Consider the following 25,631-nt stretch of genomic DNA (forward strand, 5'->3'; position numbering starts at 1 on the left):
CCCGCGCGGTGGAGCCGGGGCGTCGGGAAGTCCCGCCTCCCGCCGGAGGTGGGCAGCGCCTCCCGGACCGTAGCGTCGAGACGTCGGCGAGGACCGCCGGCGGAAGGGGAACGGGCGATGCTCACCATCGAAGGCGTGACGAAGCACTTCGGCGACCGCCGGGTGCTCGACGACGTGGGGTTCTCGGTCGGCAGCGGCCGGCTGACCGGGTTCGTCGGCGGCAACGGCGCCGGCAAGACGACCACCATGCGGATCCTGCTCGGCGTGCTGCAGGCCGACTCCGGGCGCGTGTCGATCGACGGCACCGAGGTCGGCCCGACCGACCGCCGCCGCTTCGGCTACATGCCCGAGGAACGCGGGCTCTACCCGAAGATGCCGGTCGCCGAGCAGATCACCTACCTCGCACGCCTGCACGGTGTCGACAAGCGGACCGCGGGGCAGCGGACCACCGCGCTGCTCGAACGACTCGACCTCACGCAGCACGCGAGCGACGCCGTCGAGAAGCTCTCGCTCGGCAACCAGCAGCGCGTGCAGGTCGCCGCGGCACTCGTCCACGACCCCGAGGTCCTGGTGCTCGACGAGCCGTTCTCGGGCCTCGACCCGATGGCCGTCGACACCGTGCTCGGCGTGCTCCGCGAGCAGGCGGCGAGGGGTGTCCCGGTGCTCTTCTCGAGCCACCAGCTCGACGTGGTCGAGCGGCTGTGCGACGACGTCGTGGTGATCGCCGACGGGACGATCCGTGCCGCCGGCTCCCAGGAGGACCTGCGCCGCAGCGCCGGCCCCGCCGCGTGGGAACTGCTCGTCGACGGCGACGTCGCGTGGATCCGCGACGAACCCGGCGTGACCGTGCGCGAGTTCGACGGCGGGTACGCGGTGTTCGAGGCCGACGAGCCCACGGCGCAGCGCATCCTGCAGCGCGCCGTCCAGCACGGCACGGTGGGCTCGTTCGCCCCGCGCGTGCCCCGTCTCAGCGAGGTCTTCCGGGAGGTCGTCCGATGACCAGCCACTTCGTCGACGCCGTCCGGCTCGTGACCGTCCGCGAGATCCAGGCCCGCGTCCGCAGCAAGGCCTTCGTGGTCTCCGCCGCGATCCTGGTGCTCGCCGTCGTCGTGTCCGTCGTCATCGCGGGCATCATCGGCAAGGCGACCGCAGACGACACCACGCCCGTCGCGGTGGTCGACGGCGTCTCGCTCCAGTCCACCGACGGCCTCGACGTCACCCCGACCACCACCGTCGCCCAGGCCGAGCGCCTCGTGCGGAGCGGTGACGTGGACGCCGCCGTCGTGCCGTCCGACGACACCCTCGGGTACAGCGTCGTCGGGCTCGAGGACACCCCGACCGACGTCGTCGGTGCCCTCAGCGTCACCCCTGCGGTGGAGCTCCTGCAGCCCGGCACGCTCTCGGCGGGCCTGGTGTCCGCCATCGGCATCCTGTTCGGCGTCGTCTTCTTCACCTCCGCCGTGACCTTCGGGTCGTCGATCGCGCAGAGCGTCGTCGAGGAGAAGTCGACGCGGGTGGTCGAGATCCTGATGGCCGCCATCCCGGCCCGTGCCCTGCTCGCCGGGAAGGTGCTCGGCAGCAGCATCATGGCGTTCGCGCAGATCATCGCCATCGCGATCGCCGGCGCCGTGGCCCTCGCGGTCACCGGGCAGGACAACCTGTTCACGTTGCTCGGCCCCAGCGTGCTCTGGTTCGTCGGCTTCTTCGCCGTCGGCTTCGTGCTCATCGCCGCGCTGTTCGCCGCGTCCGCCGTGCTCGTGTCCCGCCAGGAGGACGTCGGCAGCGTCACGATGCCCGTGATGCTCCTCGTGATGATCCCGTACATCCTCATCGTCTCGGCGGCGGACAACGAGACGATCGTCGGGATCATGTCGTACGTCCCGTTCAGCGCGCCGATCGGGATGCCGATGCGGATCTTCCTCGGGACCGCCGAGTGGTGGGAGCCGATCCTGTCGCTGCTGCTCGTCGCCGCGTCGGTCGTCGTGGTCGTCGCCGTGGGCGCGCGCATCTACGAGAACGCGCTGCTCCGGACCGGCGGACGGGTGAAGCTGACGGAGGCGATCCGCGGCTGACGCCGCCGCACGACGGACGGGAGGCGCGGCGCCGGCTGGCACCGCGCCTCCCGTCCGGAACGCGGATACGCCGGGCGCGGGGCGCCCCGCACAACCAGACGCACGTCACGCCACGAAACCGCACGGCGCGACGTGCCTCCCGTTGTGCGGGAGCCCGTCACGCCACGCGGACGCCGCCGGACGGGAGGCGCGGTGCCGGACCGGACCGCGCCTCCCGTCCGGAACGCGGCCGCGCCGGGCGCGGGGGCGCGAGGCGCCCCGCACAACCAGGAGCACGTCGCGCCACGGAACCGCGCGGCGTGACGTGCCTTCCGTTGTGCGGGAGCACGTCGCGCCACGCGGACGCCGCCGGACGGGAGGCACGGGACCGGACCGCACCGCGCCTCCCGTCCGGAACGCGGCCGCGCCGGGCGCGGGGCGCCCCGCACAACCAGGAGCACGTCGCGCCACGGAACCGCGCGGCGTGACGTGCCTTCCGTTGTGCGGGAGCACGTCACGCCACGCAGGCGTCGCCGACGCGACGGCTGACGCACGGTGCCGGCTGGCACCGTGCCGCCGGGCCCGTCAGAGCTGACCGAAGGCCGCCTGCACGCCCAGGCTCGTCCCCGCGACGAGCACCCACAGCACGATGCCGAGCAGCATCGGCCGGAACCCGGCCCGGCGCAGCGCCGAGAAGTCCGTCGAGACCCCGACGGCCGCCAGCGCCACCGTGATGAGGAACGTCGCCGCCGTCGAGAACCCCGGGGCCGCAGCCGCGGGCAGGACCCCGGTGGTCCGGAGCAGGACCACGACGAGGAAGCCGACCAGGAACCACGGGACCAGCCGCAGCACGCGGACGCCCCCGGCGCGACCCGTACCGTCGACGGCGGCGGGCTGCGTGCGGGCGGTGCGGCGCGCCTCCAGGCCGGCGAGCCCGATCACGATCGGGATGATCATCAGGGTCCGCACGAGCTTGACGACGACGGCGGTGTCCGTCGCCTGACGGCCGTAGACCGTGGCGGTCGCGACGACGGAGGACGTGTCGTTCACGGCGGTCCCGGCGAAGACGCCGAACGCGTGCTGGGACAGGCCGAGCGCGTGGCCGACGAGCGGGAAGACGAAGACCGCGGCGATGTTGCAGAGGAAGATCGTCGACAGGGCGTAGGCGACCTCGGCGCTGGCGGCACCGACCACGGGGGTGACGGCGGCGATGGCCGATGCGCCGCAGATGCCCGTGCCGACCCCGATGAGCGTCCGGAGCGTGCTCGACACCCGGAGCAGCCGACCGATCCCCCACGCCGCGACGAGGCACACCACGAGCGTGGTGAGCATCACGGGGAGGGTCTCGCCGCCGATGCGCAGGACCTCGCCGATCGACAGCTGTGCGCCGAGGAGCACGACCGCTGCCTGCAGGACGCGGCTCGACGCGAACTTCACGCCGGGCTGGAGCCCACCGAGGTCGGCTGCTCCGTCGTCCTGGGCCCGTCGACGCCGGACGAGCCAGCCGACCAGCGCACCGAGCAGGACGGCCGGCACCGGACCGCCGACGACAGGGACCGCGCGGCCGACCAGGGTCGCGGCGACGCCGATCACGACGGCGAGCGCGACACCGGGCAGGGCAGCGGCGAGCGCCGGGCGGGACAGGGGCATGCGGTCCAGCATCCCACCGTTCCGTGCCCAGGCGGTACGGGCAGGCTGAGGTGGTGGACCATCAGTCGGAGCCGTGGGTGCAGCGACTGCGCGACGGCGTCGTACCGCCGCTGTGGCCGTTCGTCGCGGGCGCGCTCGGCCTGTTCGCCGTCGCGGTCGGCATGCTCGTCGTCGAGGCCCGGTTCGTCGACCAGGCGTCGCTCACCGGCCGCGGCTCGATCGCCGTCCTCCTGCCGCTGCTCGGCGCCGTGGGCTGCGTCGTCGCGCCGATCAGCGCCTGGCGGGACGGACGACGGGACCGACGTGCGCTCCGGCACGCGCACGGCCACGGCCAGGGTCGACCGGCGTTCCACCTCCCGGTCTCCGCGCGCGGGACCATCGCCGGACAGGACCTCCCCGACCCGCGCATCGCGCTCGTCACCGTCGACCGGAGCGGGCTGCTCGGCTGGTCCCCCGTGTCACCCGACCCGGTGGTGACGATCCCCTGGACGCGCGTCGCACGGATCGACCTGGCCACGAAGGACCACCGCGGACGACGGAGGGACTACGGGCTGTGGCTCACGCTGACGGACGGCGGACCGTTCGTCCTCGAACCGCGTTCGGCACTCGGTCGACCGTTCAGCGCGTCCCAGCCCCGGCTCGACGTCCTGCGGGACGTGCTGCGGGCGCTGCGCCCCGGGTCAGGGCCCGGGTCCGGGTCCGGGTCCGCCGGTCGACGCGGAGCACCGCGCTGAGTGACAGGGCGGCGGGACGTCACCGGGCGGGCGGGACGTCTCCGGACATCTCAACGCGACCGGCAGCGTCGTCCCACGTGTACGTCGCGGTCGCTCGGCCGGAGGGGTCGGCGTTGCTGTCCGCACCCTGCGGGTAGCGGTACTCGACGCGGATCGTCCCCGCGGACTCCCGCGTCACCTGCGGGACGAACGGGTACTGCTCCTTCGTCGCCGTCCCCAGGTACGTCCCGTCGTGGAAGAGCAGGATCGCGACCGGCGAGCTCGCGGTGCCGTCGACGACGCTGACGGTCACCGCGGACAGCGCGGCGCAGCCGTCGTAGACCGAGGTGTCGGCGTTCGACGCGTCCCACCGCGCCGACTCGAGGCCGGCGGGCAGCGGGAGGTCGGCGATCGGACCAGCGGCGGCGGCGGCCCCGTCGGACGGTCCGCAGGAGGGTGTCACGGTCGGCGTCGACGACGGGCCCGGGGTCCCGCTGCCCGTCGTCGACGACGAGGACGACGCCGAGTTCGAGGGCGTGACCGTCCGCGTGACGGTCGCGGTCGGGCCACCGCCGCCCCCGCCGGTGCACCCCGCGAGGGCGAGGGACGCCCCGGCGACGATCAGGAGCAGGCCGGCGGGACGGGAGTGACGTGTGGTGCGCATGGGACCACCCTGCCCGCCGCGCTGCCCGGATGTTCATCCCCCGACCGCACCGACGCCTGGAGACCCCACCGCCTGTCGGCGTACCATCCAGGCGGAAGCAAGGGCGGTTCCGAACACCTCCCGAGCACCGACCTCACGGGCCGGTCGAGTCAGACACAGATCAGAGCACGCCGTGACCGAACACCTCATCGAGTACGTCGCCCGCGACCGGACGGGCATCACCACCGTCGTCACCACGACCGGTGTCTTCGACGTCGACACCGTCATCGACCACATCCGCGCCGGGCACGCCGGCTACTACGTCGCGGCCGATTCGTGGAAGCGGACGCCGGTCCGGAGCATGTCGTTCATCGGCGGTTCCTACCTGTTCGCGAACTGGGACGGCTCGAAGCGGAACATGCTCCACGACCTCGCCTTCCGGATGCCGACCCGCGCGGTCGAGGTCGTCCAGCAGCCGCGGCGCTCGTGGCGACTGACGCGCGCCCTGCGCGGGCTGTTCTCACGGGCGGCCTGAACCGCCCGTACCCGGCTGCGGACGGACGGGAGGCTCGGTGCCGGTCGGCACCGAGCCTCCGTTCCGTCACGCCCCGCCTCGCGGGCCGCGCGGCTCGTCGTCAGACGTCGCGCTTCTTGACCGCGGCCAGGGCGAGGACACCGATCGCGACGACCCACGCTGCCAGGACCCCGCCGCCGGCCCAACCGTTCAGCACGACGCCCTCGGGTGCGGGCTGGCCCGCGGACCGCTCGTAGGTGTAGAGCTGGCTGCCGGCCTGGTCGGGCAGGAAGCGGGACACGTCGAGGAGCCACTGCTGGTCCACCAGCCCCGCGAAGAGCTGCAGCACGATCGGCAGGACGAGCAGCACGCCGAGCGCGATCGCGATGCCACCGGCGCTCGACCGGACCAGGAGGCCGATGCCGAAGGCGAGCAGTGCGATCCCCGTGACGTAGACCGACGAACCGAGGATCGGCATGAAGACGGCGGGGTCGGCCAGGTCGGCGTGCACGCCCTTGTCCGCCTGGAACAGCGCGACGAGCACGACCCCGATCCACGTCGCCGCTGCACTGACCACGAAGGTGGCCACGGCGAGGACGACGGCCTTGGCGAGGATCGCGCCGGTGCGCCCGGGGTCGGCCGTGAAGGTCGAGCGCACCTGCCCGGTGCCGTACTCACCCGTGATGATGAGGACACCCAGGACCGCGGCGACCAGCACGGTGAAGCCGACCGACGAGATGCTGAGGTTGACGATCTGGGCGTTCGCGACCGCCTGGGTCACCTCGGCGCCCTCGGGCAGACCGACGATCGGCGCGTAGAGCCCGAGCAGCGCACCGAGCCCGATGGTCAGCGCGACGATGATGGCGTAGCACCACCACGTCGACCGGATGCTGCGGAACTTGATCCACTCGCTGCGGACGAGTCGACCGAACCCGAGTCCGACGCGGTCGGGCATCGCGGTGGCCGTCGCGGCGCTCATCGTGCGACCTCCGCCTGGTACTCGACCTCGTCCTTCGTGAGGGCCATGTACGCCTCCTCGAGGCTCGCACCCATGGGGGTGAGTTCGTGGAGCACCGCGCCGGCCCGGGCGGCGATGGTGCCGATCTGCTGTGCGTCGGGACCGACGACCACGAAGGCGCCGTCCTCGCGCGGGGTGATCGACGACGCCGCTGATCCCACGGCATCGAAGAGCTGGTCGGGGTGCGGGGTCCGGACGAGGGTCCGTGCGCCGCCGCCCTGTCCGCTGCCCGCGACGAACTCCGCGATCGGGGCGTCGGCCAGGACCTTGCCGCGGCCGAGCACGACCACGCGGTCGGCCGTCTGCGCCATCTCGCTCATGAGGTGACTGGAGAGGAAGACCGTGCGTCCCTCGGACGCCAGGTGCCGGGCGAGCTGGCGCACCCACACGACGCCGTCCGGGTCGAGGCCGTTGACCGGCTCGTCCAGGATCAGGGTCCTCGGGTCGCCGAGCAGTGCCGCCGCGATGCCGAGCCGCTGCCCCATGCCGAGGGAGAACCCGCCGACGCGCTTCTTCGCGACCGACTCGAGGCCGGTGAGCTCGATCACGTGGTGCACGCGGGACTTCGGGATGCCGTGCGTCGCCGCGAGCGAGAGCAGGTGGTTGTACGCGCTGCGCCCGGAGTGGACGGCCTTCGCCTCGAGCAGCGCGCCGACCTGGCGGAGCGGGTCGCGGAAGGACCGGTAGTCCTGGCCGTTCACCCGGACGCGTCCGGACGTGGGCGTGTCGAGGCCCATGATCATCCGCATGGTCGTGGACTTCCCGGCGCCGTTCGGCCCGAGGAAGCCGGTGACGCTGCCGGGACGGACGACGAAGGAGATGTCGTCGACGGCGGTCTTGGCGCCGTAGCGCTTGGACAGATGCTCGATCTCGATCACGTGGTCCACGCTATTTCCGGGACACCGTCGAGCGCGTCCCCCCTGGGGCGGAGACCCGGGGTCATCCCGCAGGAGGACGCCGCGCTGGAAGGACACCCGGACGGCGCACCAATCCGGCTGCGCACCTGCTCCGAAACCCCTGTACGACGACGACGCTGCCCCTGCGCGGTGACCCGGAGACGCCGTCGTGGAACGCATTCGGAAGGACCGCACCATGACCAGCAACGCAGCATCACCCCGTACCGGTTTCGCGTCGACCCTCGTCCAGAAGGGCGCACTGCTCTTCGGCGTCGTCTTCCTCATCGTCGGCATCGCCGGGTTCATCCCCGGACTCACGATGGACATGGGCACGCTGTCCTTCGCCGGCAACAGCTCGATGGCCATGCTCCTCGGCCTGTTCCAGGTGTCGGCCCTGCACAACATCGTCCACCTGCTGTTCGGCATCGTCGGCATCCTCGCCGCCCGCTCCGCCGCAGGGTCGCGCTCGTACCTGCTCATCGGCGGCATCGTCTACGCCGTGCTGTTCGTCTTCGGCCTCTTCGTCGCCGGCATGGCCGGGGCTGCGAACTTCGTCCCGCTGAACAGCGCCGACAACGTCCTGCACGCCTTCCTCGCCGTCGCGATGATCGTCCTCGGCGTGCTCCTGCCCCGCGCCGGACGCACCACCCGCTGACCGACCCCGGTGGACCGCCCGGTGCTGGGCGGTCCACCGGACCAGCGGTGGCCTCCCCGGGGATCAGGGGTCATCGGACGCCTCCGTCGCAGCAGCGGCGGGGGCGTCGTCGTGTCCCCGGCGAACCCGGCGCAGCGCCGACCGCGCGCGCCAGAGCCGCAGCGCCGACCGCGCGCGCGTCAGAGGCGCAGCGCCGACCGCGGGCGCGTCAGAGGCGCAGCGCGAGGGCGTTCGCGGTCAGGCCGGCAGCCGTCCCGCAGAGCAGCACGGTGTCCCCGCGCCGGAGCCGACCGTCGTCGAGGCACCGCGCGAGCATGAACGGCACCGACGACGAGACCGAGTTCCCGAACGCCGCGACCTCGTCGACGTACTTGTCCGTCGGGATCCCGAGCCGGCGCATCGCGAGCCCGATCGCGCCGCTGGCCTGGTGCGGTACGACCAGGTCGACGTCGTCCAGCCCGAGACCGCTGCGCTCCCAGAACCGCGCGAAGAACCCGGGCAGGACCCGGAGCATCCCGGTCAGGGCGCGCCGGCCGTGCATGTCGAACAGGTAGTCAGCGGGGTCGCCGTCGGCGTACTGCTGCGCCGGGTACCGGGACAGGCCGCCCCGGAGCTCGGTGTCGTGGGCGTGCTCCGGCCAGGTCTGCTGCAGCGCCGACAGCACCCCCTGCGTCCCGTCGCCGCGCGTCAGCACCACCGCGGCCGCAGCGTCGGAGAACAGCTCGGCGGACTCCCGTTGCGCCGGGTCGAGGAAACGTGACCCGACGTCCCCGGAGACGATGAGCACCCGGTCGTGGTCGCCGTCCTCCAGGTAGCGGGAGGCGATGTCGAGTGCCGTGATGAAGCTCGTGCACGTCGAGTTCACGTCGAACGCGGCCGCTCGGGCGTCGGGCGCGACCCGCTCCGTCACGAGTGCCGCCGTGCAGGGGATCGGCTGCACGCCGGCGGCGCAGGCGGCGATCACGAGGTCGAGGTCGGCGGCGTCGATGCCGGCGTGCTCGATGGCTCGGGACGCTGCCGTGGCGAGCATGTCGAGGTGCGACACGTCGTCGGCGATGCGGTACCGGGTGACGGTGCGGGCACCGCTGCCGTAGGTGACCGTCCGGTCCGGCAGTGCCGTCCCCCACCCGGCGATGGCGCAGTGCTTCATGGTCCCCCTCGGTCCTCGTCGTCGTCGACGAGCAGGTCCACCCCGGTCCGGTGCTCGTCGTGGCTGAACAGCAGTCTGACACCTGCGCGCTCGAGGGCGAGCAGGCGCTCGGCGGTGTCGCGCTGCGATCGGGCGTCGTGGGCGACCGCACGCGGCAGGAGGCGCAGGTCGCGCTCGCGTCCGAGCAGGTCGCGGCTCCAGGCAGCGTCGCCCGCGAGCAGCACACGGTCCTCGACCAGGAGGCCGAGGTGCCCGTCGGCGTGCCCGGGCAGCCGGACGAGCCGCGTGCGACCGTCGCCGAACGGGTCGGCCGTCGACAGACCGACCGCGGCGAGCGGCCCGGTCGGGGCGGGGCCGAAGGCGCTGTCCGGGACGACCTGCAGCCGGTCGACGAGCCCCGCGGGCAGCAGCCCCCGCAGCTGCCCGGCGAGCACCCGCGGGCGGGCGGTGCTCCGGGCCACGCCCTCGGAGACCAGCACCCGCGCGTGCGGCACGGAAGCCAGCCCGCCGACGTGGTCGGGGTGCAGGTGCGACAGGACGACGTGCGTGACGTCGTCCGTGTCGATCGCGTCGGCGAGTGTGCTGCCCGGGGGGACGACGGGCGGGAGCAGGCGTCGGTACAGCCACCCGGCGGCACCCGTGCGCCACGGCAGGGGTGCGTACCCGGTGTCGAACAGCACGGAGCGGTCCGGACCGGACCAGTGGAAGACGTTCGCGGGGAAGACCCGACGGCCACGGGGTGCACCGCGGAGCAGACCGTGCACGTCGTGGGTCGTCCACCCGCAGGCGGCAGCGCGCAGGGTACCGACCGGGCGCTCAGCCACGCGGCTGCCCACCGAAGCGCCGGCCGGCGGTCGCGTAGCTCGCGAGTGCCTCGTCGAGCCCGACGACCGGCTGGTAGCCGAGCACCTGCCGGGCCCGGGTCAGGTCGAGGGTCTGCGAGTGCGTGATCGTCGTCACCGTGTACCGGGTGATGGGCGGCTCGGGCTGCCCGGGCAGCACCGTGCACACGGCCTCGAGCACGGTGGCCAGCGCGGACACCGGCCCGGCCGGCAGGTGCAGGTGCCGCGGCCGGACCCCGAGTCCGGTGAGCAGCTGGTCGAGGAGCTCGACGAACGGACGCGGGTCCCCGTTCGTGATGTTGAACGCCAGCCCGGCGGCCCCGGGCACCTCGGCCGCGAGCCGGACGGCGTGCGCGACGTTCTCGACGGCGGTCAGGTCGACGAGTCCGCGTCCGCCGCGCAGGAGGGGCACGCCGACCCGTTCGTGCACACGGAGCAGCCTCGGGACGAGTCCGGTGTCGCCCGCACCGATGATGCCGCGCGGCCGCAGGACGACGATCTCGGGTCCGTCGGGGTCGCCGGTCGCGGCGCGGAGGAGCGCCTCGGCGTGCAGCTTCGAGCGGATGTAGTGGTTCATCGGGCGGCTCGGGTCGACCTGGTCCTCACGGATGTCGAGCCGGTCGCGCGGTGCGGCGTAGATGCCGGGCGACGACACGTGCACGAGCCGCCGCGCCCCGACGCGACGTGCGTACTCGAGCACCCGGGCGGTCCCGGTGACGTTGGCGTGCTCGAAGGCCGACCACGGGCCCCACGGCGAGCTGAGCGCCGCGCAGTGCACGACGACGTCGGCGGGGACGTCCGCGCGGGCGAGGTCGTCGAGGTCGCCGACGTGGACGTCCCCGGCGGGCAGCGCCGATGCCCGCCGACCGGACGCCGTGACGCGGTAGCCGTGCTCGCGCAGGGTCCGCACGACGTGACCGCCGACGAACCCGCTCGCCCCCGTGACCAGCGCGCGCTCCCCGGTGCCTGCTCCCCCCATGCCCCAGATCCTACGAGCCCGGCAGGAGCCGACGGCCCCTAGGCTCGGGGCGTGCGGATCGCGCTGGTCACCGACTACTACCTGCCGACGCTCGGGGGCGTCCAGACGGCGGTGCGCTCCCTGGCCGAGGCCCTCACGGCAGCGGGACACGACGTCACGGTCTTCTGTCCCGACGACCCGGCGGGCCCCGCGCACTCGGCGGGCACGGCGCAGGCACCCGGCACCGCCACCGTGCCGGCCGTCGTCGGTCTGCCCGTCTCCCCCGTGTTCCGCCCCGACGGCTACCCCTTCGCGTGGTCCCCGCGTCGCCTCCGCGCCCTGCTCCGCCGCGAGTTCGCCGCACGCCGGGTCGACGTCGTGCACACCCACTCCGAGATGTTCGCGGCGCTCGGCGGGATCCGGGCCGCGCAGGACCTCGGCATCCCGGTGGTGCACACGATGCACGGCCGCATCGACGTCTACACGCGGAACGTCCTGCCCGTGCCCGCCGTCACGACCGCGCTGCTCGCCTTCCTGCACGCGACGCAGGTCCCCCGCCGGGGCGTCCGTGTCGCGGCCGACACCCCGTACACCCGGACCCGGACGGCGCGGCGGATGTGGCGGGTCATGCTCGCGCAGTCCCGGGCGAGCGACCACGTCGTGGTCCCGTCGCGGCACTTCGCCGACAAGCTCGTCGACCGGGGCGTCCGGACCCCGGTGTCGGTCGTCTCGAACGGCATCGAGCCCGCGGTCCTCGACGCGATCGGACCGGCGACCGTCCGGACCAGGACCGCAGACGAGCCGCTCCGGGTGCTCTGGGTGGGGCGCCTGTCGCCCGAGAAGCGTCCGGAGGTCCTGGTCGAGGCTGCCCGCTCCTTCCCACCCGGCACCGTGGTCGACGTGCTCGGCGACGGCGTCGCGCGTGCTGCGGTCGCCCGGGCCGCGGCCGGCACCCCGGTCCGGCTGCACGGGTCGACCCCGCACGACGAGGTCCTCGCCGCCATGCGCCGTGCACACGTGCTCGTGTCGAGCTCCTCCGACTTCGACAACCAGCCGATGGTGATGCTCGAGTCCGTCGCCACCGGCCTGCCCGTCGTGCACTGCGACCCGGACCTCGCCGAGGTCGTCCCCGAGGGCGGTGGCTTCACGACGCCCACACCGGACGCCGCGGGGATCGCGTCGGTCGTCCGACGGCTCCACGACGAGCCGGAGCAGCTCGTGCGGGCGAGCGCCGCGCTGGTCGCGGCCCGCGGCCGCGTCGAGCAGCGCGTCGACGAGCTGGTGGCGGTCTACGCGAGCGTCCTGCGGCCGTCCCGCACCACGTGACGGTCTGGAGGCTCGGTGCCGACCGGCGCCGAGCCTCCAGACCGTCGTGTGTTCGCTCAGACCGTGGCGGACGCACCCTCGAGGGTCGCGGCGAGCGGGTCGAAGTCCTCGGGCAGCGACGCGATCGGCGCCACCGTCGACGCGACCTCGACGAACGCGCGGCGCGCGACGGACTCCTCGACCGCGACCATGGTGTCGAGCACGTGGTAACCGACCTCGCCGGTCGCGATGTGCGCACCGCCCCCGCGGATCGCCCGTGCCATGTCGAGCACGCCGAGGCCGCGGCCGACCGTCGGTTCCTCGTCGGAGAGGGTCTCCCACGCCTGCTCGATCGGGAACGACACGTCCGTGCCGAGCGGTCGTGCGATGCGGATCGGGTGTCCGCCACCGAAGGTGTTCGGGTCCGGGAGCACGATCGTGCCCTCGGTGCCGTTCACCTCGAAGACGCCGTGCCGGAACAGCGGGGTGTCGAACGACAGCAGCGACTGCGCGTTCCCGCCCTGCTCGAAGGACGTGAGCACCGAGAGGTGCGTCGGGACCTCGACCGGGAACTCCTGCCCGGCGTTCGGACCGACCACCAGCTGCCGGGTCTCGCGCGACCGGGACCCCGTCGCCACGACGGACGCGACCGGGCCGAGCAGGTGCACGAGCGCCGTGAAGTAGTACGGGCCCATGTCGAACAGCGGGCCGGCACCCTTCGCGTAGAGGAAGGACGCGTTCGGGTGGAACACGTCCGGTCCCTGCCACTGGAAGCTCGTGACGGCGGTGAGGGGGGTGCCGATCGCGCCGGCCTCGATCGCGCGCTTCGCGGTCTGCCACCCGGTGCCGAGGACGGTGTCCGGTGCGATGCCGAGACGCAGGCCGAGCTCGTCGGCGAGCGCCACGAGTCCGGCGGCGCTCTCGCGGTCGACGCCGATCGGCTTCTCGCTCCAGACGTGCTTGCCGGCGCGGAGTGCCGCCGTGGAGACCTCGACGTGCGTGGCGGGCAGGGTGAGGTTCACGACGATCTCGACGTCGGGGTCGGTGAGGACCTCGTCGCCGGTGCCCGACGCGGGGATGCCCCACTTCGCCGCCGACGCCGCGGCGCGCTCGGTGTCGATGTCGCCGATCCGGACCACCTCGACGTCCGGGAAGGTCGTGAGGTTCGTCAGGTACTGCTCGCTGATCATCCCGGCGCCGATGAAGCCGACGCCGACGCGGCCGGTGCGGGTCATGCGGACACCCCCGTGGTGGCGGTCTCGTCCGACCCGGCGAGCGCGGCCTGCAGCCAGCGGTACGACTGCTCGACCCCGTCGAAGATCTCCCCGTCGAAGCCGTCGAACTCGATGACGGCGTACTCGAGCGCCGGTGCTGCGGCGAGCGCCTCGGCCAGCCGGACGTCGCCCTGGCCGGCCGGGGTCTGGTCGGTCGGCACCTGCGCGGTGGAGATCCCCTCGCGCATCGGGCCGTCCTTGACGTGCACGGCGACGATGCGGTCGCCGAGCTCCTCGACGAAGGGCACGAGGTCGATGCCCGCGGCGGACGCCCAGTACAGGTCGAGCTCGAGCACGACGCGCGGGTCGAGCAGTTCGGCGAGCACCTGGAGCGCGGGCTTCCCGTCGATGCGCGGCCGGAGCTCGTGGTCGTGGTTGTGGTAGCCGACGCGCAGGCCGTGGACGGCGGCTTCCTCGGCGGCGGCGTTCAGCCGGGCGGCGACCCGCTCGACGCCCTCGCGGGTCGTCCAGTGGCCGGGACCGACGAACGGGTCGATGACGATCTCGATGCCGAGCGCCGACGCCTCGGCGAACGTCTCGGCGTGCGACGGGGCGCTCATCACCGTGCCGTCCGGCAGCGGGATCGACTCCTCGACCAGGAAGGCGTGGCCGGTGCGGGCGCTGATGCCGTGCGCGTCGAACGCCGTCCGGAGCTCGGCTGCGCGGCCGACGAAGGCGAACGCCTCGACGGTGTCGAACCCGATGCCGGACAGGCGGGCGACGCCGCCGTCGAGGTCGGGCGCCAGCGCCTTGTCGACCGTGTAGAGCTGGAGGGAGATGCGGGGTGCCACGGTGGTCACCGGACCTTCTTGATCGGGAGGATGACGAGCGCACCGAGGAGCACGGCGACGCCGGCACCCCAGAGCATGAGCGTGTAGTTCTGGCCGCCGCCGAGGCCCAGCAGGAACAGGCCGACCGCCGGGGCGAGCGACTGCGGCAGGGCGTTGGCGATGTTGATGACACCGAGGTCCTTGCCCGGACGCTCGGGGTCGGGCAGCACGTCGACGACGAGCGCGGTGTCGATCGCTGCGTAGATGCCGAAGGCGAACCCGAGCACGATCTCCGCGAAGTAGAACCCGCCGACGCTGTCGACGTGCGCGAGGATCACCAGGCCGACCGCGGTGAGGGCGGTGGAACCCCAGACGAAGACCTTGCGGCGTCGGACGCGGTCGGACACCCAGCCCGAGACCGCGGCGCTGACGAGCAGGGCGACCGTGTACAGGAGCACACCGAACGCGACGGTGGCGGTGGCCTCGGCCAGGTCCTCGATCCCGATCTGCTCCTGCATGTACAGCACGCGGTACGTCGTGAACATGAACGTGCCGAAGGTGATGAGGAAGCGGCCCCACCAGGCGAGCCCGAAGTCGGGGTGCTTGATCGGGTTCGTCCAGAACGACGCGATCAGGGTGACCCAGCTGAAGGGCTTGGTCGTGGCCGGGAGCTCGTCGCGGGCCACGACCGCGTAGACGAGGATCACGACGATCGCCAGGATGCCCGGCGCGATGAAGAGGACCGGCAGGTTCCCGACCAGGTACACGGCGAGGTAGAGGCCGGCGAGGATCGCGATGTTCTGCGCGAGGGCGATGACGCTCGACGCCTTGCCGCGCTGGAACTCGGGCACGTTGTCCGCGAAGCTCGCGGTCAGGGTGGCGAGGACGGCGTTCGCGGCGACCTGGGCGAGCACCCACGCGATGGTGAGCTGCAGGACGTCCGGCGCGAACGCGAGCCAGGCCAGCGCGACGACGAAGACGACGACGCCACCGACCATCCAGGGCCGACGGCGACCCCAGCGCGTGCGGGTGCGGTCGGAGAGTGCCCCCGCCAGCGGGTTGGCGAGCAGGGCGCCGAGGGCACCGAACGGCAGGACCGACCCGACGATCGTCTCGGGGCTGTCCGGGTTCAGCACCGTCGCCTTGATCGCCATGCCAACGAACACCGGGGTGAGCAGGGCGGCGAAGAGGCCGAACTGGGCGAGGCTGAGTGCCCAGAGGTACTTCGGGCCGACCCGGACGGTGCTGACGTTCTGCGTGAGGCCCTCGACCGAGAACGCGCGCGATGCGGCTGCGGGGTCGGTGCTCGTGGCTCCCGCGGCCGCGGTGACCGGCGGGTTCGCGGTACCGGCGAGACCGGACTGCGGTTCTTCCTTCGACGTCGGTGTCGACATGACTCCTCCTCGAGCCATCGGGGGCGGCGTGCCCTCTCGAATACCTAGTGCTGCTAGGTGATCAGGACAGTAACACCGAAAACCTTCCTCCGGAAGCTTTCTTCTCGACATGTGTCGGCGTCGAGCCCGCAAGACGCAACCCCGGCGGTTCCCCGCAGCGCCCCACCGCTGCGAGCAGTCGCCGACGTTGCGTTCTGCACTTCTCCGTCGGTCCGCGGAACACCACGGGTCACCCGGACGTTGGCGCACTCGGCACCCGACGGACGGGTGCCGAGAACGAGCACCAGACGAAAGGCACGCACATGACCCAGACGGTCCTCCTCGAGGTCCAGCTGCGAGACGACGTCGCGCAGGACACGATCGACTCCGCGATCCGCGAGACCCTCGCCCAGACGGCGACCTTCGCCGGCAACGAGTCGCTCGAGGTCCTGGTCGACGACTCCGACCCGCTGCACCTCGTCGTGCTCGAGCGGTGGACGACGCCCGCCGACCACGACGCCTACGTCGCCTGGCGCGCGACCGACGAGGGTGCCCCGAGGGCCCTCGCGGCGATCGTCGCCGCGCCGCCCGTCACGCGGACGTTCGGCCGGACGCTCGACCTGGGCTGAGCACGCAGGGCCGCGCCGCGGTCCCGACGGCACCGCACCGCGCGGCGCGGGACCGGGGGGCGACACCGGACGGGAGGCACGGGACGGACCCGCACCGCGCCTCCCGTCCGCCGCTGGTCACGTCGCGGACGCGACCACCCGCTGCTCGGCCGGCTCGCGCCCGACGGTGACCGCCGCCGACGCGCCCCGCACCTCGGCCCGGTACTCCCCCCGGAACCCGCGCACCCGCACCTGTCCGCGCTCGTCCGTGCGGAGCACCGTCGGCCCGGTCCACCACTCGTCCTTCACCAGGCGACGGAGTGCCTCGTACGACGGCTTCGGCGTCCCGTCCTCGCGGACCAGCCCGATCGGCGCGCCGAGCCAGGCGCCCGCGTCGGTGATGCCCCAGGACGTGACCGCCTCGACCGCGGGATGCCCGACCAGGCTCCGGTAGTGCCGCTCGACCTCGTCCGCCTGTCGGGCCTCGCCCTCGGGCGTCGAGGGCCACGAGTCCACCACGTGGTCGTTCAGGTCCACGATGTCCGCGGGCATGAGGTCACCCGACACGAGCGAGGTCTCGGTCAGGTGCAGCGGCAGGCCGTACCGGGCGAAGCGGTCGACCATCGCGAGCATCGTCTCCTCACCCCAGTACCCCTGGTGCATGTGGGTCTGCAGCCCGATGGCGTCGATCTGCACGCCGGCCTCGAGCACGCCCTCGATCAGGCACTCGTACGCGCTCGACAGGTCGAAGTCGTTGAGCAGCAGGGTCGCGTGCGGGTTCGCGGCGCGGGCCTCCTCGAACGCCATCCGGATCGTCGGGATGCGGCCCTTCGCCCGGGCGAGCGGGGTGATGGCGTTGTCGCCGTTGTCGAACACGGGCATGATGACGACCTCGTTGATCGCGTCCCAGGTGTCGACCAGCCCGGCGAGGTCGCCGACGTCACGGCGGATGCGCTCCCGCTGCAGCTGCTCGACCTCGTCGAGGGGCAGCCCGAGGAGCCAGTCCGGCTGCACGGTGTGCCAGACGAGCGGGTGCCCCTTGAGCGCGATCCCCCGGTCGCGGAACCACTCCGCGGTGCGCCGGAGTCGAGCGGTGTCCGGGCGCCCGCGCTCCGGCTCGAAGCGCCCCCAGTAGAACGGCAGCGTCGCGGTCGTGAAGACGTCGGCGTACAGGTCGGCGAGGCGTTCGAGGCGCTCCCGTCCGGCACCGTCGACCTCGTCGTTCGCCAGCTCCACGAAGTCGAACCCGATGTTGCCGAACCCGAAGGCGTGCCGGGTCTGCTCGACGGCGACCTCGACGTCCGGCAGCGGTGCGCCGTGGTGGTCGACGACCGTCAGGGCCGTCTCGCCGGTGCGGTGCGCGACCGACTCGTGCTGGACTCCGTGCTCGACCATGGGCTGCTCCTCCGGCGGCCGCGTCGCCACCGTCGTCCGGTTTTGTTGTGCTGCCGAACATAGCTGGTGCTCGGCGGACGCGACAGCCCCGACCCCACCGTCGTCCGGAGACCGCGGTTCCCTGGGGGCCTGGCTGAACGGATCCGTTGCCCCCGGGCGGCTCAGCACGGCTGCTCCATCGACTGCGGCGGGACAGTCACCGCATGACGACGATCGACGCGGCCGCGGAACGCCCGGCCCGGTGGTGGCACCAGAGCCGGTGGGAGCAGACCACCCTCACCCTGGTGGTGGTGCTCGGCGCGGTGCTCACGAGCTGGAACCTCGGCCGCGGCGGCGACCTGTCCTTCTACGCGAGCGCCGTCCGGTCCATGTCCGAGTCCCTGCCGGCCTTCCTCTCGGGCTCCTTCGACCCGGATGCGACCGTCACGCTCGACAAGCTCGCCGGCTTCGCGGTCCCCCAGGCTATCAGCGTGCACCTCTTCGGCATGTCCGCGGCCGCGATGGGCCTGCCGCAGGTCGTCGAGGGCGCCGTCACCACGCTGGCGGTGTCGGTGGTCGTGCTCCGCTGGCTCGGGGCCCGCGCCGGTCTGGTCGCGGCCGCCCTGACCGCCGCGACCCCGATCTTCGTGTCGATGTTCGGCCACCCGATGGAGGACGGCCTGCTCACCGCTGCGCTCGCCGTCGCCCTCGTGTGGTGGCAACGCGCCGCCCTGACCCGCACCTGGTGGCCGCTGCTGCTCGCGGGACTGTTCGTCGGCATCGGGTTCCAGGCGAAGATGCTGCAGGCGTGGCTGGTCCTGCCGGCGCTGGTGGTCGGCACCCTCGTCGCGACCGCCGGTCCGGGTCCGCGCTGGCGTCGGGCCGCCGGTCACCTCGCCGCCCTGGTGTCGGCGACGCTGGTCGCGAGCCTCGGCTGGTCGGTCGTCGTCGCCCTGCTCCCGACGGCCGACCACCCGTTCGTCGACGGCTCCACCGACGACAGCGTCTTCGCGATGGTCTTCGGCTACAACGGGGTCGACCGGTTCCTGCCGGGCGCCTGGCCGGGCGCCGTCAGTGCGCTGCGGACCGCGGGTGACGCGGCCGCGGACCGGTGGTCGCTCGCGGTCAGCCACGCGGCCGGACACCCGCTCCTGCAGCTGTTCTCACCCCGCTACGCCTCGCAGGTCGGGTGGTCGTGGCCCGCTGCGCTCGCCGGGATCGTGCTCGGCGCGTTCCGCTGGTGGCCGCGACGCACCGTCCGGGAGGCCCGGGTCCCCTCCGCCACGCTGTGCACGCTGGTCGTCTGGCTGGCGACCGCGGTGGTGGTCCTGTCCGTCATGCACCTGCCGCACACCGCCTACGTCGCGGGCATCGGCGTGCAGCTCGCCGCCCTCGCCGCCCTCGGCTGGTGGGGAGCCGCCCGGCTCGCGGACGCGCCGGACCGCCGACTGCGGCTCGTCCCCGCCGGGCTGCTCGTCCTGCAGGGCGCCTGGTGGACCTGGCTCGCACGCACCTCGGCAGAGCCGGCACTGCTCGCGACCGTCGCCGTCGGCACGACCGCCGCCGCCCTCGTCGTGCTCGCCGTCCGGAGCCGTCGGTCCGGGTCGGCGGCGACCGGACGAGCGCCGGGCGGGGCGGGGCGCCGGACCGCGGGGGCCCTGCTCGTCGCCGCGGTCGTGCTCGGGCCCGCGTGCTTCTCCCTGCAGGCGCTCGACGCCGCTCGCGACGGTGACCGGGGCGACGCGTCGGTCGGGGTGCGACAGGACGCTGCGACGTGGGACGCTGCGCGGTCGCAGCGGGTGTCGGCGCCGGGCCGAGGCGGTCCCCGCCGCGTCGGGCAGGCGACCGAGGACGCTCCCTTCACCGTCTCGGCACCGGACCCGTGGGGCGCTGGGCAGGGCCTGCCCACGGCGGACGCCGAACTGGTGCGGGACGCCGAGCGCGCAGGTGGCGGGCGGGACGGCGCCCCGCTGTTCCTCACCGACTCGTGGCGGGTCGCGTCGGACGTGATCGGTGCCACCGGGAAGGAGGTCCTGACCGACGGCGGGTTCTCCGGTCAGGTCGCCGTGTTCTCCGCGGCGCAGATCGAGTCGATGGTGCACTCCGGTCGGGAACGGCTGTTCCTCGTCGCACGGGACGGACGCGCCGCGGACCCGGTGCGCCAGGCCACGACCGCGCTCGGGTGCCGCGTCCTGCACCGGTGGGGCCCCGCGTTGGGCCAGGGACCGTCGCAGTGGGACGCACTCCAGTCCTTCGCGCTCGAGCGCTGCTCCTGACCCCGGGCCGTCCGGCTACGGTGCAGGCATGACCTCCCCGACCGCACCGCACCACGACGCCGTCCTGCTGGCCGGCGGCCGAGCGACGCGCATGGGTGGGATCGACAAGACCGCCCTCGTCGCCGACGGCGTCGCACTGTCCGACCACGCCGTCGCCGCGGCCGCCGGCGCTCGTCGGACCGTGCTCGTCGGGCTGCGGGCGGGACGGGGTGCACCCGCCGGGGTCGTGCACACGCGCGAGGACCCGCCCCTCGGCGGGCCGGTCGCCGCGATCGCCGCCGGACTCGCCGCCGTGGCCGACCCCGCGCCGTGGACGCTCGTGCTCGCGTGCGACCTCGTGCGCCCGGAGCCGGCGGCCGCGCTGCTGCTCGACGCCGCCGGCACGGCACCCGACGACACGGACGGCGTCGTCGCGGTCGACGAGGACGGGCGTCGCCAGCACCTGCTCGCGCTGTACCGCTCGGACGCGCTGCGCGCCGCGGTCCGGGCGCTCGGCGACCCGACCGGCGCGGCGGTGCGACGGCTGACCGGCGGCCTCCGGCTCGTCGAGGTCCCGCTGCCCGCCGCACTCTGTGCGGACGTGGACGAACCGGAGGACGCCACGCGGGCCACGGCGGACGCCCGGCTGCTTGACTGACCGCATGACCACTGACGACGTCCTCGCCGCCTGGACCGCCGAGCTCGCCGAGGCGCTCGGCCTCCCCGAGGGCTCTGCGCTCGACCGCGACGTCGTGCTCGACCTCGCCCGTGACGCCGCCCACGGCGTGGCCCGTCCGGCTGCCCCGCTGACCACCTTCCTGGTCGGGTACGCCGCGGGGCTCCGCGGCGGGTCGGAGGCGGACCTGGCCGACGCCGCAGCGACCGCGACACGGCTCGCGCTCGCGCACGGGGACACCCCGGACACGACCGACGGCCCGGACGGACCCGAGCACACGAGCCGGACCGACGGCACCACCGGGTCCGACGCCCGGTGACGCTGGTCCTGCCGTCCTGGTCAGACGCCCGGCACGAGGCACACCGGCAGGGCGTCCGCCTCGCCGCCGACACCGCCGCCGACCCGGGAGCCGGATCCGTCCGGCTCGACCTGGCGTCGGCGCTCGGCCGGACGCTCGCCGGCGACCTCGCCGCCCGCGGCGACGTCCCCGGGCACGACGGCGCAGCCATGGACGGGTGGGCCGTCGCGGGACCGGGGCCGTGGGTGCTCGGCGCGCCGATCGTCGCCGGAGCGGTCCCCTCCGACGCGCCGCTGACGACCGGGCACGCCCGACCGATCACGACCGGGGCACCCGTCCCGCCCGGCACGGAGGCCGTGGTGCGGTCCGAGGACGCCACCGTCGACGCCGACGGCCGGTTGGTCCGCCACACGCCGTCCACCCGACGACACGTCCGGCCGGCGGGCGAGGAGGTCACCCGGGACCAGGTGCTGTTCACCGGCGGCACGGTGCTCACGCCTCCGCGTGCAGCGCTGGCAGCCGCCTCGGGGGTCGACGACGTGCGCGTCGCGCCGGTCCCGACCGCCCGGGTCGCGGTGCTCGGCGACGAGGTCGTCGGTGCCGGGGTCCCACGACCCGGACAGGTCCGCGACGTCTTCTCGCACACCCTGCCCGCGGTGCTCGGGACCTTCGGTGCCGACCCCGTCTCTTCGGACCGCGTGCCGGACGACCCCGACACCACCGCCCGCGTGCTCGACGCCGCGCGCGAGCGCCTCGTCGTGAGCACGGGCGGCACGGCCGGTTCGTCGACCGACCACGTCCGCGGTGCGCTCGCCCGGATCGGGGCCGAGCTGCTCGTCGACCGGGTCGACGTGCGTCCGGGACGACCGATGCTGCTGGCCCGCCGGGGCCCGACGGTGTTCCTGTGCCTGCCCGGCAACCCGATGGCCGCGATGGTCGGCCTCGTGCTGCTCGGTGGACCGCTCGTCGCCGGACTGCTCGGACGGCCGCTCGAGCCGGTGGGACGGGTGCGGCTCGCGGTCGACGTGCCCAACGACCGACCGGGCGCGCTGGTGCTCGCGTACCGCGCGACGCCCGAGGGCGCCGTCCCGGCGTCGCACCAGACCTCGGCGATGCTGCGGGGCCTGGCCGACGCGGACGGACTGCTGGTCGTCCCGGCCGGGGGCGGCGTGGCGGGCGAGGACGTGCCTCCCGTCCGGCTGCCGTGGTGCTGACGGGCGCACCGGACGGTCCGACGGCAGGCCTTAGGACCGCCACAGGACGGCGTGCGGGAACCGCACCGCCCTGGCGGGTACCGGGCACGGGTGGTAGACCCGGAGCATGAGCCGGATCACGGCGCGGAAGCGCGTCACCCGCATCACCGTCGCGACGTCCCGGTCGGTGCGCGACGACCTGCTGGCCGTCGAGGAGCCGCTCGAGATCCGCGTCGGCGGGAACTCGCTCGCGATCACCATGCGGACGCCCGGCAACGACGTCGACCTCGCCGCGGGGTTCCTGGTGTCCGAGGGCGTGATCGCCCGGGGTGACGACTTCGCCGCCGCCCGGTACTGCGCCGGCGCGACTGACGAGGGGCTCAACACCTACAACGTGCTCGACGTGACGCTCGCACTCGGCGTCCCCGCGCCGGACCCGAGCCTGGAGCGCGCGTTCTACACGACGAGCTCGTGCGGCCTGTGCGGCAAGGCCAGCATCGACGCCGTGCGGACGACCTCGCAGCACAGCGTCCTGCACGACGACCTCGTGCTCGACCCGGCGCTCCTCGCGACGTTCCCCGACCGGCTGCGCGAGGCCCAGGACGTGTTCGAGAAGACCGGCGGCCTGCACGCCGCAGCGCTGTTCGACGGCGCCAGCGGGCGGATGCTCGTGCTCCGCGAGGACGTCGGTCGGCACAACGCCGTCGACAAGGTCGTCGGGTGGGCCGTGAAGGAAGGACGGCTGCCCCTGCGGGGCACGGTCCTCATGGTCTCCGGCCGGGCGAGCTTCGAGCTGACGCAGAAGGCCTCGATGGCCGGGATCCCGGTGCTCGCCGCCGTGTCCGCGCCGTCGTCGCTCGCGGTCGACCTGGCGAAGGAGGTCGGCATCACGATCGTCGGCTTCCTGCGCGGCCAGAGCATGGTCGTCTACAGCCGCTCCGAACGCATCACCGAACCAGCACCAGCCCCTCGAGAGACCGTGAGCGCACCGTGACCGAACAGCCCCCGAAGGACGACGTGACCGACGCCGAGATGACGGTCGGCGAACCGAAGGAGTGGGCCGCAGGCGTCCCCGGCGTCCTGCACTCGATGGCCCCGGCGATCGAGCAGCTGGGCGTGGCCCGCACCGCCAAGCTCATGCTGAACCTGAACCAGAAGGGCGGGTTCGACTGCATGAGCTGCGCCTGGCCGGACCCGGACAAGCGCAAGACCGCCGAGTTCTGCGAGAACGGCGCAAAGGCGGTCGTGTGGGAGGCCACCCCGCTGCTCGTGCCGCGCACGTTCTGGTCCGAGCACTCGGTCCACGACCTCGCCGACAAGACCGAGTACTGGCTCGGACAGCAGGGCCGCATCACCGAACCCGTGTGGAAGCCCGCGGGGAAGGACCACTACGAGCCGGTCAGCTGGGAGCGGGCGTTCGGGATCATCGCGGACAAGCTGAACGGGCTCGACTCCCCCGACCAGGCGTCGTTCTACACCTCCGGGCGCACCTCGAACGAGGCGGCCTTCGTCTACCAGCTCTTCGTCCGTGCCTTCGGCACGAACAACCTGCCCGACTGCTCGAACATGTGCCACGAGTCGACGAGCCTCGCGATGGCGGAGGTCGTCGGCATCGGCAAGTCGACCATCGCCTACGACGACTTCGAGGAGACCGAGCTCATCATCGTGATGGGCCAGAACCCCGGCACGAACCACCCCCGGATGCTCACCGCGCTCGAGGACGCCAAGGAGAACGGCGCCGAGATCGTCGCCGTCAACCCGCTCCCCGAGTCGAGCCTGAAGCGCTACAAGAACCCGCAGAAGGTCCGGGGCATCGTCGGCCGCGGGACCGAGATCGCCGACCAGTTCGTGCAGATCCGGCTCGGCGGCGACATGGCCCTGCTGCAGGCGCTCGCGAAGCGCGTCGTGCAGGCCGAGCTCGCCGCCCCCGGCACGGTCGTCGACCACGCCTTCATCGCCGAGCACACCAGCGGGTACGAGGCGTTCGTCGAGCACGTCCTGCGAGTCGACGACGACGAGGTCCTCCGCGCCACCGGCCTGACCACCGAGGAGATCGACGAGCTCGCCGAGCGCTACATGCGCTCCGAGCGGACGATCATCACCTGGGCGATGGGCATCACGCAGCACACCAAGGCCGTCGACACGATCAAGGAGATCATCAACCTCCTGCTCCTCCGCGGGAACATCGGCCGACCCGGCGCCGGCGCCTCGCCGATCCGCGGGCACAGCAACGTGCAGGGCGACCGGACGATGGGCATCTGGGAGCAGATGCCGGACAGCTTCCTCGACGCCCTGGCGGAGGAGTTCCACTTCGAGCCGCCCCGCGAGCACGGGGTCGACGCGCTGAAGGGCATCACGGCCATGCAGCGCGGCGAGATCAAGTTCTGGATGGGGATGGGCGGCAACCTCGTCGCCGCGATCTCCGACAGCCAGCTCGCCGAGGCGGCGTTCCGCGGCACCGAGATGACGGTGCAGGTGTCGACGAAGCTGAACCGGTCGCACGCCGTCGTGGGCGAGGAAGCCCTGATCCTGCCGACGATGGGCCGCACCGAGATCGACGTGCAGGCCGCGGGTCCGCAGTTCGTCTCGGTCGAGGACACCGTGTGCTCCGTGCACGGCAGCCACGGGCAGGTCCCGCCGGTCGCCCCCGGGCTGCTGTCCGAGGTCGCGATCGTCTGCGAGCTCGCGAAGGCCACCCTCGGTGACCGCGTGGCCGTCGACTGGCAGGGCATGCGGGACGACTACGACGTGATCCGCGACCACATCAGCCACGTCGTCCCCGGCTTCGACGACTACTCCCGCCGCGCCGCGAGCAAGGAGGGCTTCGTCCTGCCGAACGGTCCCCGCGACTCCCGGACCTTCGCCACGAAGACCGGCAAGGCGATGATCACCGTGAACGAGCTCGAGCACGTGGAGCGCCCCGAGGGCACCCTGCTGCTGCAGACGCTGCGGTCGCACGACCAGTACAACACGACGATCTACAGCCTGAACGACCGGTACCGCGGCATCAAGAAGGGCCGCCACGTCGTCTTCGTGAACCCGGACGACCTGGTCGAGCTCGGGCTGCAGGACGGCGACCGGGTGGACGTCGCGACGGTGTGGGACGACGACGTCGAGCGCGTGCTGCGCGACTACCGGGTCGTCGCGTACCCGAGTGCTCGCGGGTGTGCGGCGGCGTACTTCCCCGAGGCGAACGTGCTCGTGCCGCTCGACAGCGCGGCGAAGGGCAGCAACACGCCGGTGTCGAAGGCGGTGCCGGTGCGGTTGACACGGGTGGCGGTGCCCGCGGGCGTGTGAGGCACGCGGGCGGCGGCGCGTGACACGCGTCCTGCGACGAGACCGCTGTCGTTCGACAGCCGCGACGTCGCGGAACGCGCACCGCTGACGGACGGGAGGCACGGTGCCAGCCGGCACC

Annotated in this window: 24 protein-coding genes; 13 read left to right on the forward strand and 11 right to left on the reverse strand. The window is 73.3% G+C overall.

What is annotated here, in order from left to right:
• Positions 1-117 precede the first annotated feature (117 nt).
• Both JOD95_RS14955 and JOD95_RS14960 read left to right on the forward strand, forming a co-directional pair.
• Positions 118-999, forward strand: a complete 882-nt coding sequence (locus tag JOD95_RS14955; RefSeq protein WP_209685826.1) for an ABC transporter ATP-binding protein — start codon at positions 118-120, stop codon at positions 997-999.
• Positions 996-2,072, forward strand: a complete 1,077-nt coding sequence (locus JOD95_RS14960; protein WP_209685828.1) for an ABC transporter permease — start codon at positions 996-998, stop codon at positions 2,070-2,072. The genes JOD95_RS14955 and JOD95_RS14960 overlap by 4 nt, the downstream gene beginning before the upstream one ends.
• A gap of 564 nt (positions 2,073-2,636) precedes the next feature.
• Here JOD95_RS14960 and JOD95_RS14965 read toward each other — a convergent pair.
• Positions 2,637-3,701 (reverse strand): YeiH family protein, encoded by a 1,065-nt coding sequence (locus JOD95_RS14965; protein ID WP_209685830.1) that lies wholly within the window; start codon positions 3,699-3,701, stop codon positions 2,637-2,639.
• Between the two features lie 53 nt (positions 3,702-3,754).
• Here JOD95_RS14965 and JOD95_RS14970 point away from each other — a divergent pair, with 53 nt between their 5' ends.
• The gene (locus JOD95_RS14970; RefSeq protein WP_209685831.1) at positions 3,755-4,435 is read left to right on the forward strand and encodes a hypothetical protein; all 681 of its coding nucleotides are present in this window, start codon (positions 3,755-3,757) and stop codon (positions 4,433-4,435) included.
• A gap of 19 nt (positions 4,436-4,454) precedes the next feature.
• On the opposite strand, the gene JOD95_RS14975 is transcribed toward JOD95_RS14970, so the two are convergent.
• Entirely contained in the window at positions 4,455-5,078 is a 624-nt protein-coding gene (locus JOD95_RS14975; protein ID WP_209685833.1) for an LppP/LprE family lipoprotein, read from the reverse strand.
• 172 nt (positions 5,079-5,250) lie between these two features.
• On the opposite strand from JOD95_RS14975, the gene JOD95_RS14980 reads away from it, so the two are divergent.
• Positions 5,251-5,592, forward strand: coding sequence for a hypothetical protein (locus tag JOD95_RS14980; RefSeq protein WP_066656115.1), 342 nt, complete (start codon positions 5,251-5,253; stop codon positions 5,590-5,592).
• 100 nt (positions 5,593-5,692) lie between these two features.
• Here JOD95_RS14980 and JOD95_RS14985 read toward each other — a convergent pair whose 3' ends face one another.
• Complete coding sequence (locus JOD95_RS14985; protein WP_066656118.1) at positions 5,693-6,550, reverse strand: ABC transporter permease subunit; 858 nt, start codon at positions 6,548-6,550, stop codon at positions 5,693-5,695.
• Positions 6,547-7,467: an ABC transporter ATP-binding protein gene (locus JOD95_RS14990; RefSeq protein WP_209685835.1), complete on the reverse strand. Its 921-nt coding sequence runs from the start codon at positions 7,465-7,467 to the stop codon at positions 6,547-6,549. Before JOD95_RS14990 ends, JOD95_RS14985 begins: the two co-directional genes overlap by 4 nt.
• Before the next feature lie 214 nt (positions 7,468-7,681).
• On the opposite strand from JOD95_RS14990, the gene JOD95_RS14995 reads away from it, so the two are divergent.
• Positions 7,682-8,140 (forward strand): DUF4383 domain-containing protein, encoded by a 459-nt coding sequence (locus JOD95_RS14995; RefSeq protein WP_209685837.1) that lies wholly within the window; start codon positions 7,682-7,684, stop codon positions 8,138-8,140.
• 208 nt (positions 8,141-8,348) lie between these two features.
• On the opposite strand, the gene JOD95_RS15000 is transcribed toward JOD95_RS14995, so the two are convergent.
• The 3 genes from JOD95_RS15000 to JOD95_RS15010 are packed head-to-tail and all read right to left on the reverse strand — an operon-like array spanning position 8,349 to position 11,111.
• Positions 8,349-9,290, reverse strand: a complete 942-nt coding sequence (locus JOD95_RS15000; RefSeq protein ID WP_066656122.1) for a 3-oxoacyl-[acyl-carrier-protein] synthase III C-terminal domain-containing protein — start codon at positions 9,288-9,290, stop codon at positions 8,349-8,351.
• Positions 9,287-10,114, reverse strand: a complete 828-nt coding sequence (locus tag JOD95_RS15005) for an MBL fold metallo-hydrolase (RefSeq protein ID WP_209685839.1) — start codon at positions 10,112-10,114, stop codon at positions 9,287-9,289. Before JOD95_RS15005 ends, JOD95_RS15000 begins: the two co-directional genes overlap by 4 nt.
• Entirely contained in the window at positions 10,107-11,111 is a 1,005-nt protein-coding gene (locus tag JOD95_RS15010) for an NAD(P)-dependent oxidoreductase (RefSeq protein ID WP_209685841.1), read from the reverse strand. Before JOD95_RS15010 ends, JOD95_RS15005 begins: the two co-directional genes overlap by 8 nt.
• A gap of 51 nt (positions 11,112-11,162) precedes the next feature.
• On the opposite strand from JOD95_RS15010, the gene JOD95_RS15015 reads away from it, so the two are divergent.
• The gene (locus JOD95_RS15015) at positions 11,163-12,416 is read left to right on the forward strand and encodes a glycosyltransferase (protein ID WP_209685844.1); all 1,254 of its coding nucleotides are present in this window, start codon (positions 11,163-11,165) and stop codon (positions 12,414-12,416) included.
• A 56-nt stretch (positions 12,417-12,472) separates the two neighbouring features.
• On the opposite strand, the gene JOD95_RS15020 is transcribed toward JOD95_RS15015, so the two are convergent.
• From JOD95_RS15020 to JOD95_RS15030, 3 genes are read right to left on the reverse strand one after another with little or no spacing between them, the layout of a single operon-like run.
• A complete protein-coding gene (locus JOD95_RS15020; protein WP_209685846.1) occupies positions 12,473-13,630 on the reverse strand; it encodes a Gfo/Idh/MocA family protein in 1,158 nt (385 codons plus the stop codon).
• The gene (locus JOD95_RS15025) at positions 13,627-14,469 is read right to left on the reverse strand and encodes a sugar phosphate isomerase/epimerase (RefSeq protein WP_307810464.1); all 843 of its coding nucleotides are present in this window, start codon (positions 14,467-14,469) and stop codon (positions 13,627-13,629) included. The genes JOD95_RS15020 and JOD95_RS15025 overlap by 4 nt, the downstream gene beginning before the upstream one ends.
• Positions 14,466-15,833, reverse strand: a complete 1,368-nt coding sequence (locus JOD95_RS15030) for an MFS transporter (protein ID WP_066656135.1) — start codon at positions 15,831-15,833, stop codon at positions 14,466-14,468. Before JOD95_RS15030 ends, JOD95_RS15025 begins: the two co-directional genes overlap by 4 nt.
• 302 nt (positions 15,834-16,135) lie before the next feature.
• Here JOD95_RS15030 and JOD95_RS15035 point away from each other — a divergent pair, with 302 nt between their 5' ends.
• Positions 16,136-16,441 (forward strand): putative quinol monooxygenase, encoded by a 306-nt coding sequence (locus tag JOD95_RS15035; protein ID WP_066656138.1) that lies wholly within the window; start codon positions 16,136-16,138, stop codon positions 16,439-16,441.
• Between the two features lie 117 nt (positions 16,442-16,558).
• On the opposite strand, the gene JOD95_RS15040 is transcribed toward JOD95_RS15035, so the two are convergent.
• Positions 16,559-17,815, reverse strand: a complete 1,257-nt coding sequence (locus JOD95_RS15040; RefSeq protein WP_209685848.1) for an endo-1,4-beta-xylanase — start codon at positions 17,813-17,815, stop codon at positions 16,559-16,561.
• Between the two features lie 203 nt (positions 17,816-18,018).
• Here JOD95_RS15040 and JOD95_RS15045 point away from each other — a divergent pair, with 203 nt between their 5' ends.
• The 6 genes from JOD95_RS15045 (at position 18,019) to JOD95_RS15070 (ending at position 25,513) form a co-directional block, all read left to right on the forward strand.
• Positions 18,019-20,070, forward strand: a complete 2,052-nt coding sequence (locus JOD95_RS15045) for a glycosyltransferase family 39 protein (protein WP_209685850.1) — start codon at positions 18,019-18,021, stop codon at positions 20,068-20,070.
• Between the two features lie 28 nt (positions 20,071-20,098).
• Entirely contained in the window at positions 20,099-20,707 is a 609-nt protein-coding gene (locus JOD95_RS15050) for a molybdenum cofactor guanylyltransferase (RefSeq protein ID WP_209685852.1), read from the forward strand.
• A 4-nt stretch (positions 20,708-20,711) separates the two neighbouring features.
• On the forward strand, positions 20,712-21,044 hold the full coding sequence (locus tag JOD95_RS15055) for a DUF6457 domain-containing protein (RefSeq protein ID WP_209685854.1): 333 nt from the start codon (positions 20,712-20,714) through the stop codon (positions 21,042-21,044).
• Positions 21,041-22,237 (forward strand): molybdopterin molybdotransferase MoeA, encoded by a 1,197-nt coding sequence (locus tag JOD95_RS15060; protein WP_209685855.1) that lies wholly within the window; start codon positions 21,041-21,043, stop codon positions 22,235-22,237. Before JOD95_RS15055 ends, JOD95_RS15060 begins: the two co-directional genes overlap by 4 nt.
• A gap of 106 nt (positions 22,238-22,343) precedes the next feature.
• On the forward strand, positions 22,344-23,210 hold the full coding sequence (gene fdhD, locus JOD95_RS15065) for a formate dehydrogenase accessory sulfurtransferase FdhD (RefSeq protein ID WP_209685856.1): 867 nt from the start codon (positions 22,344-22,346) through the stop codon (positions 23,208-23,210).
• Positions 23,211-23,248: 38 nt separating this feature from the next.
• Positions 23,249-25,513, forward strand: coding sequence for an FdhF/YdeP family oxidoreductase (locus JOD95_RS15070; protein ID WP_209685966.1), 2,265 nt, complete (start codon positions 23,249-23,251; stop codon positions 25,511-25,513).
• Positions 25,514-25,631: the final 118 nt, after the last annotated feature.

This window comes from Curtobacterium sp. 1310 (genome assembly GCF_017834105.1).
Taxonomy (GTDB): domain Bacteria; phylum Actinomycetota; class Actinomycetes; order Actinomycetales; family Microbacteriaceae; genus Curtobacterium.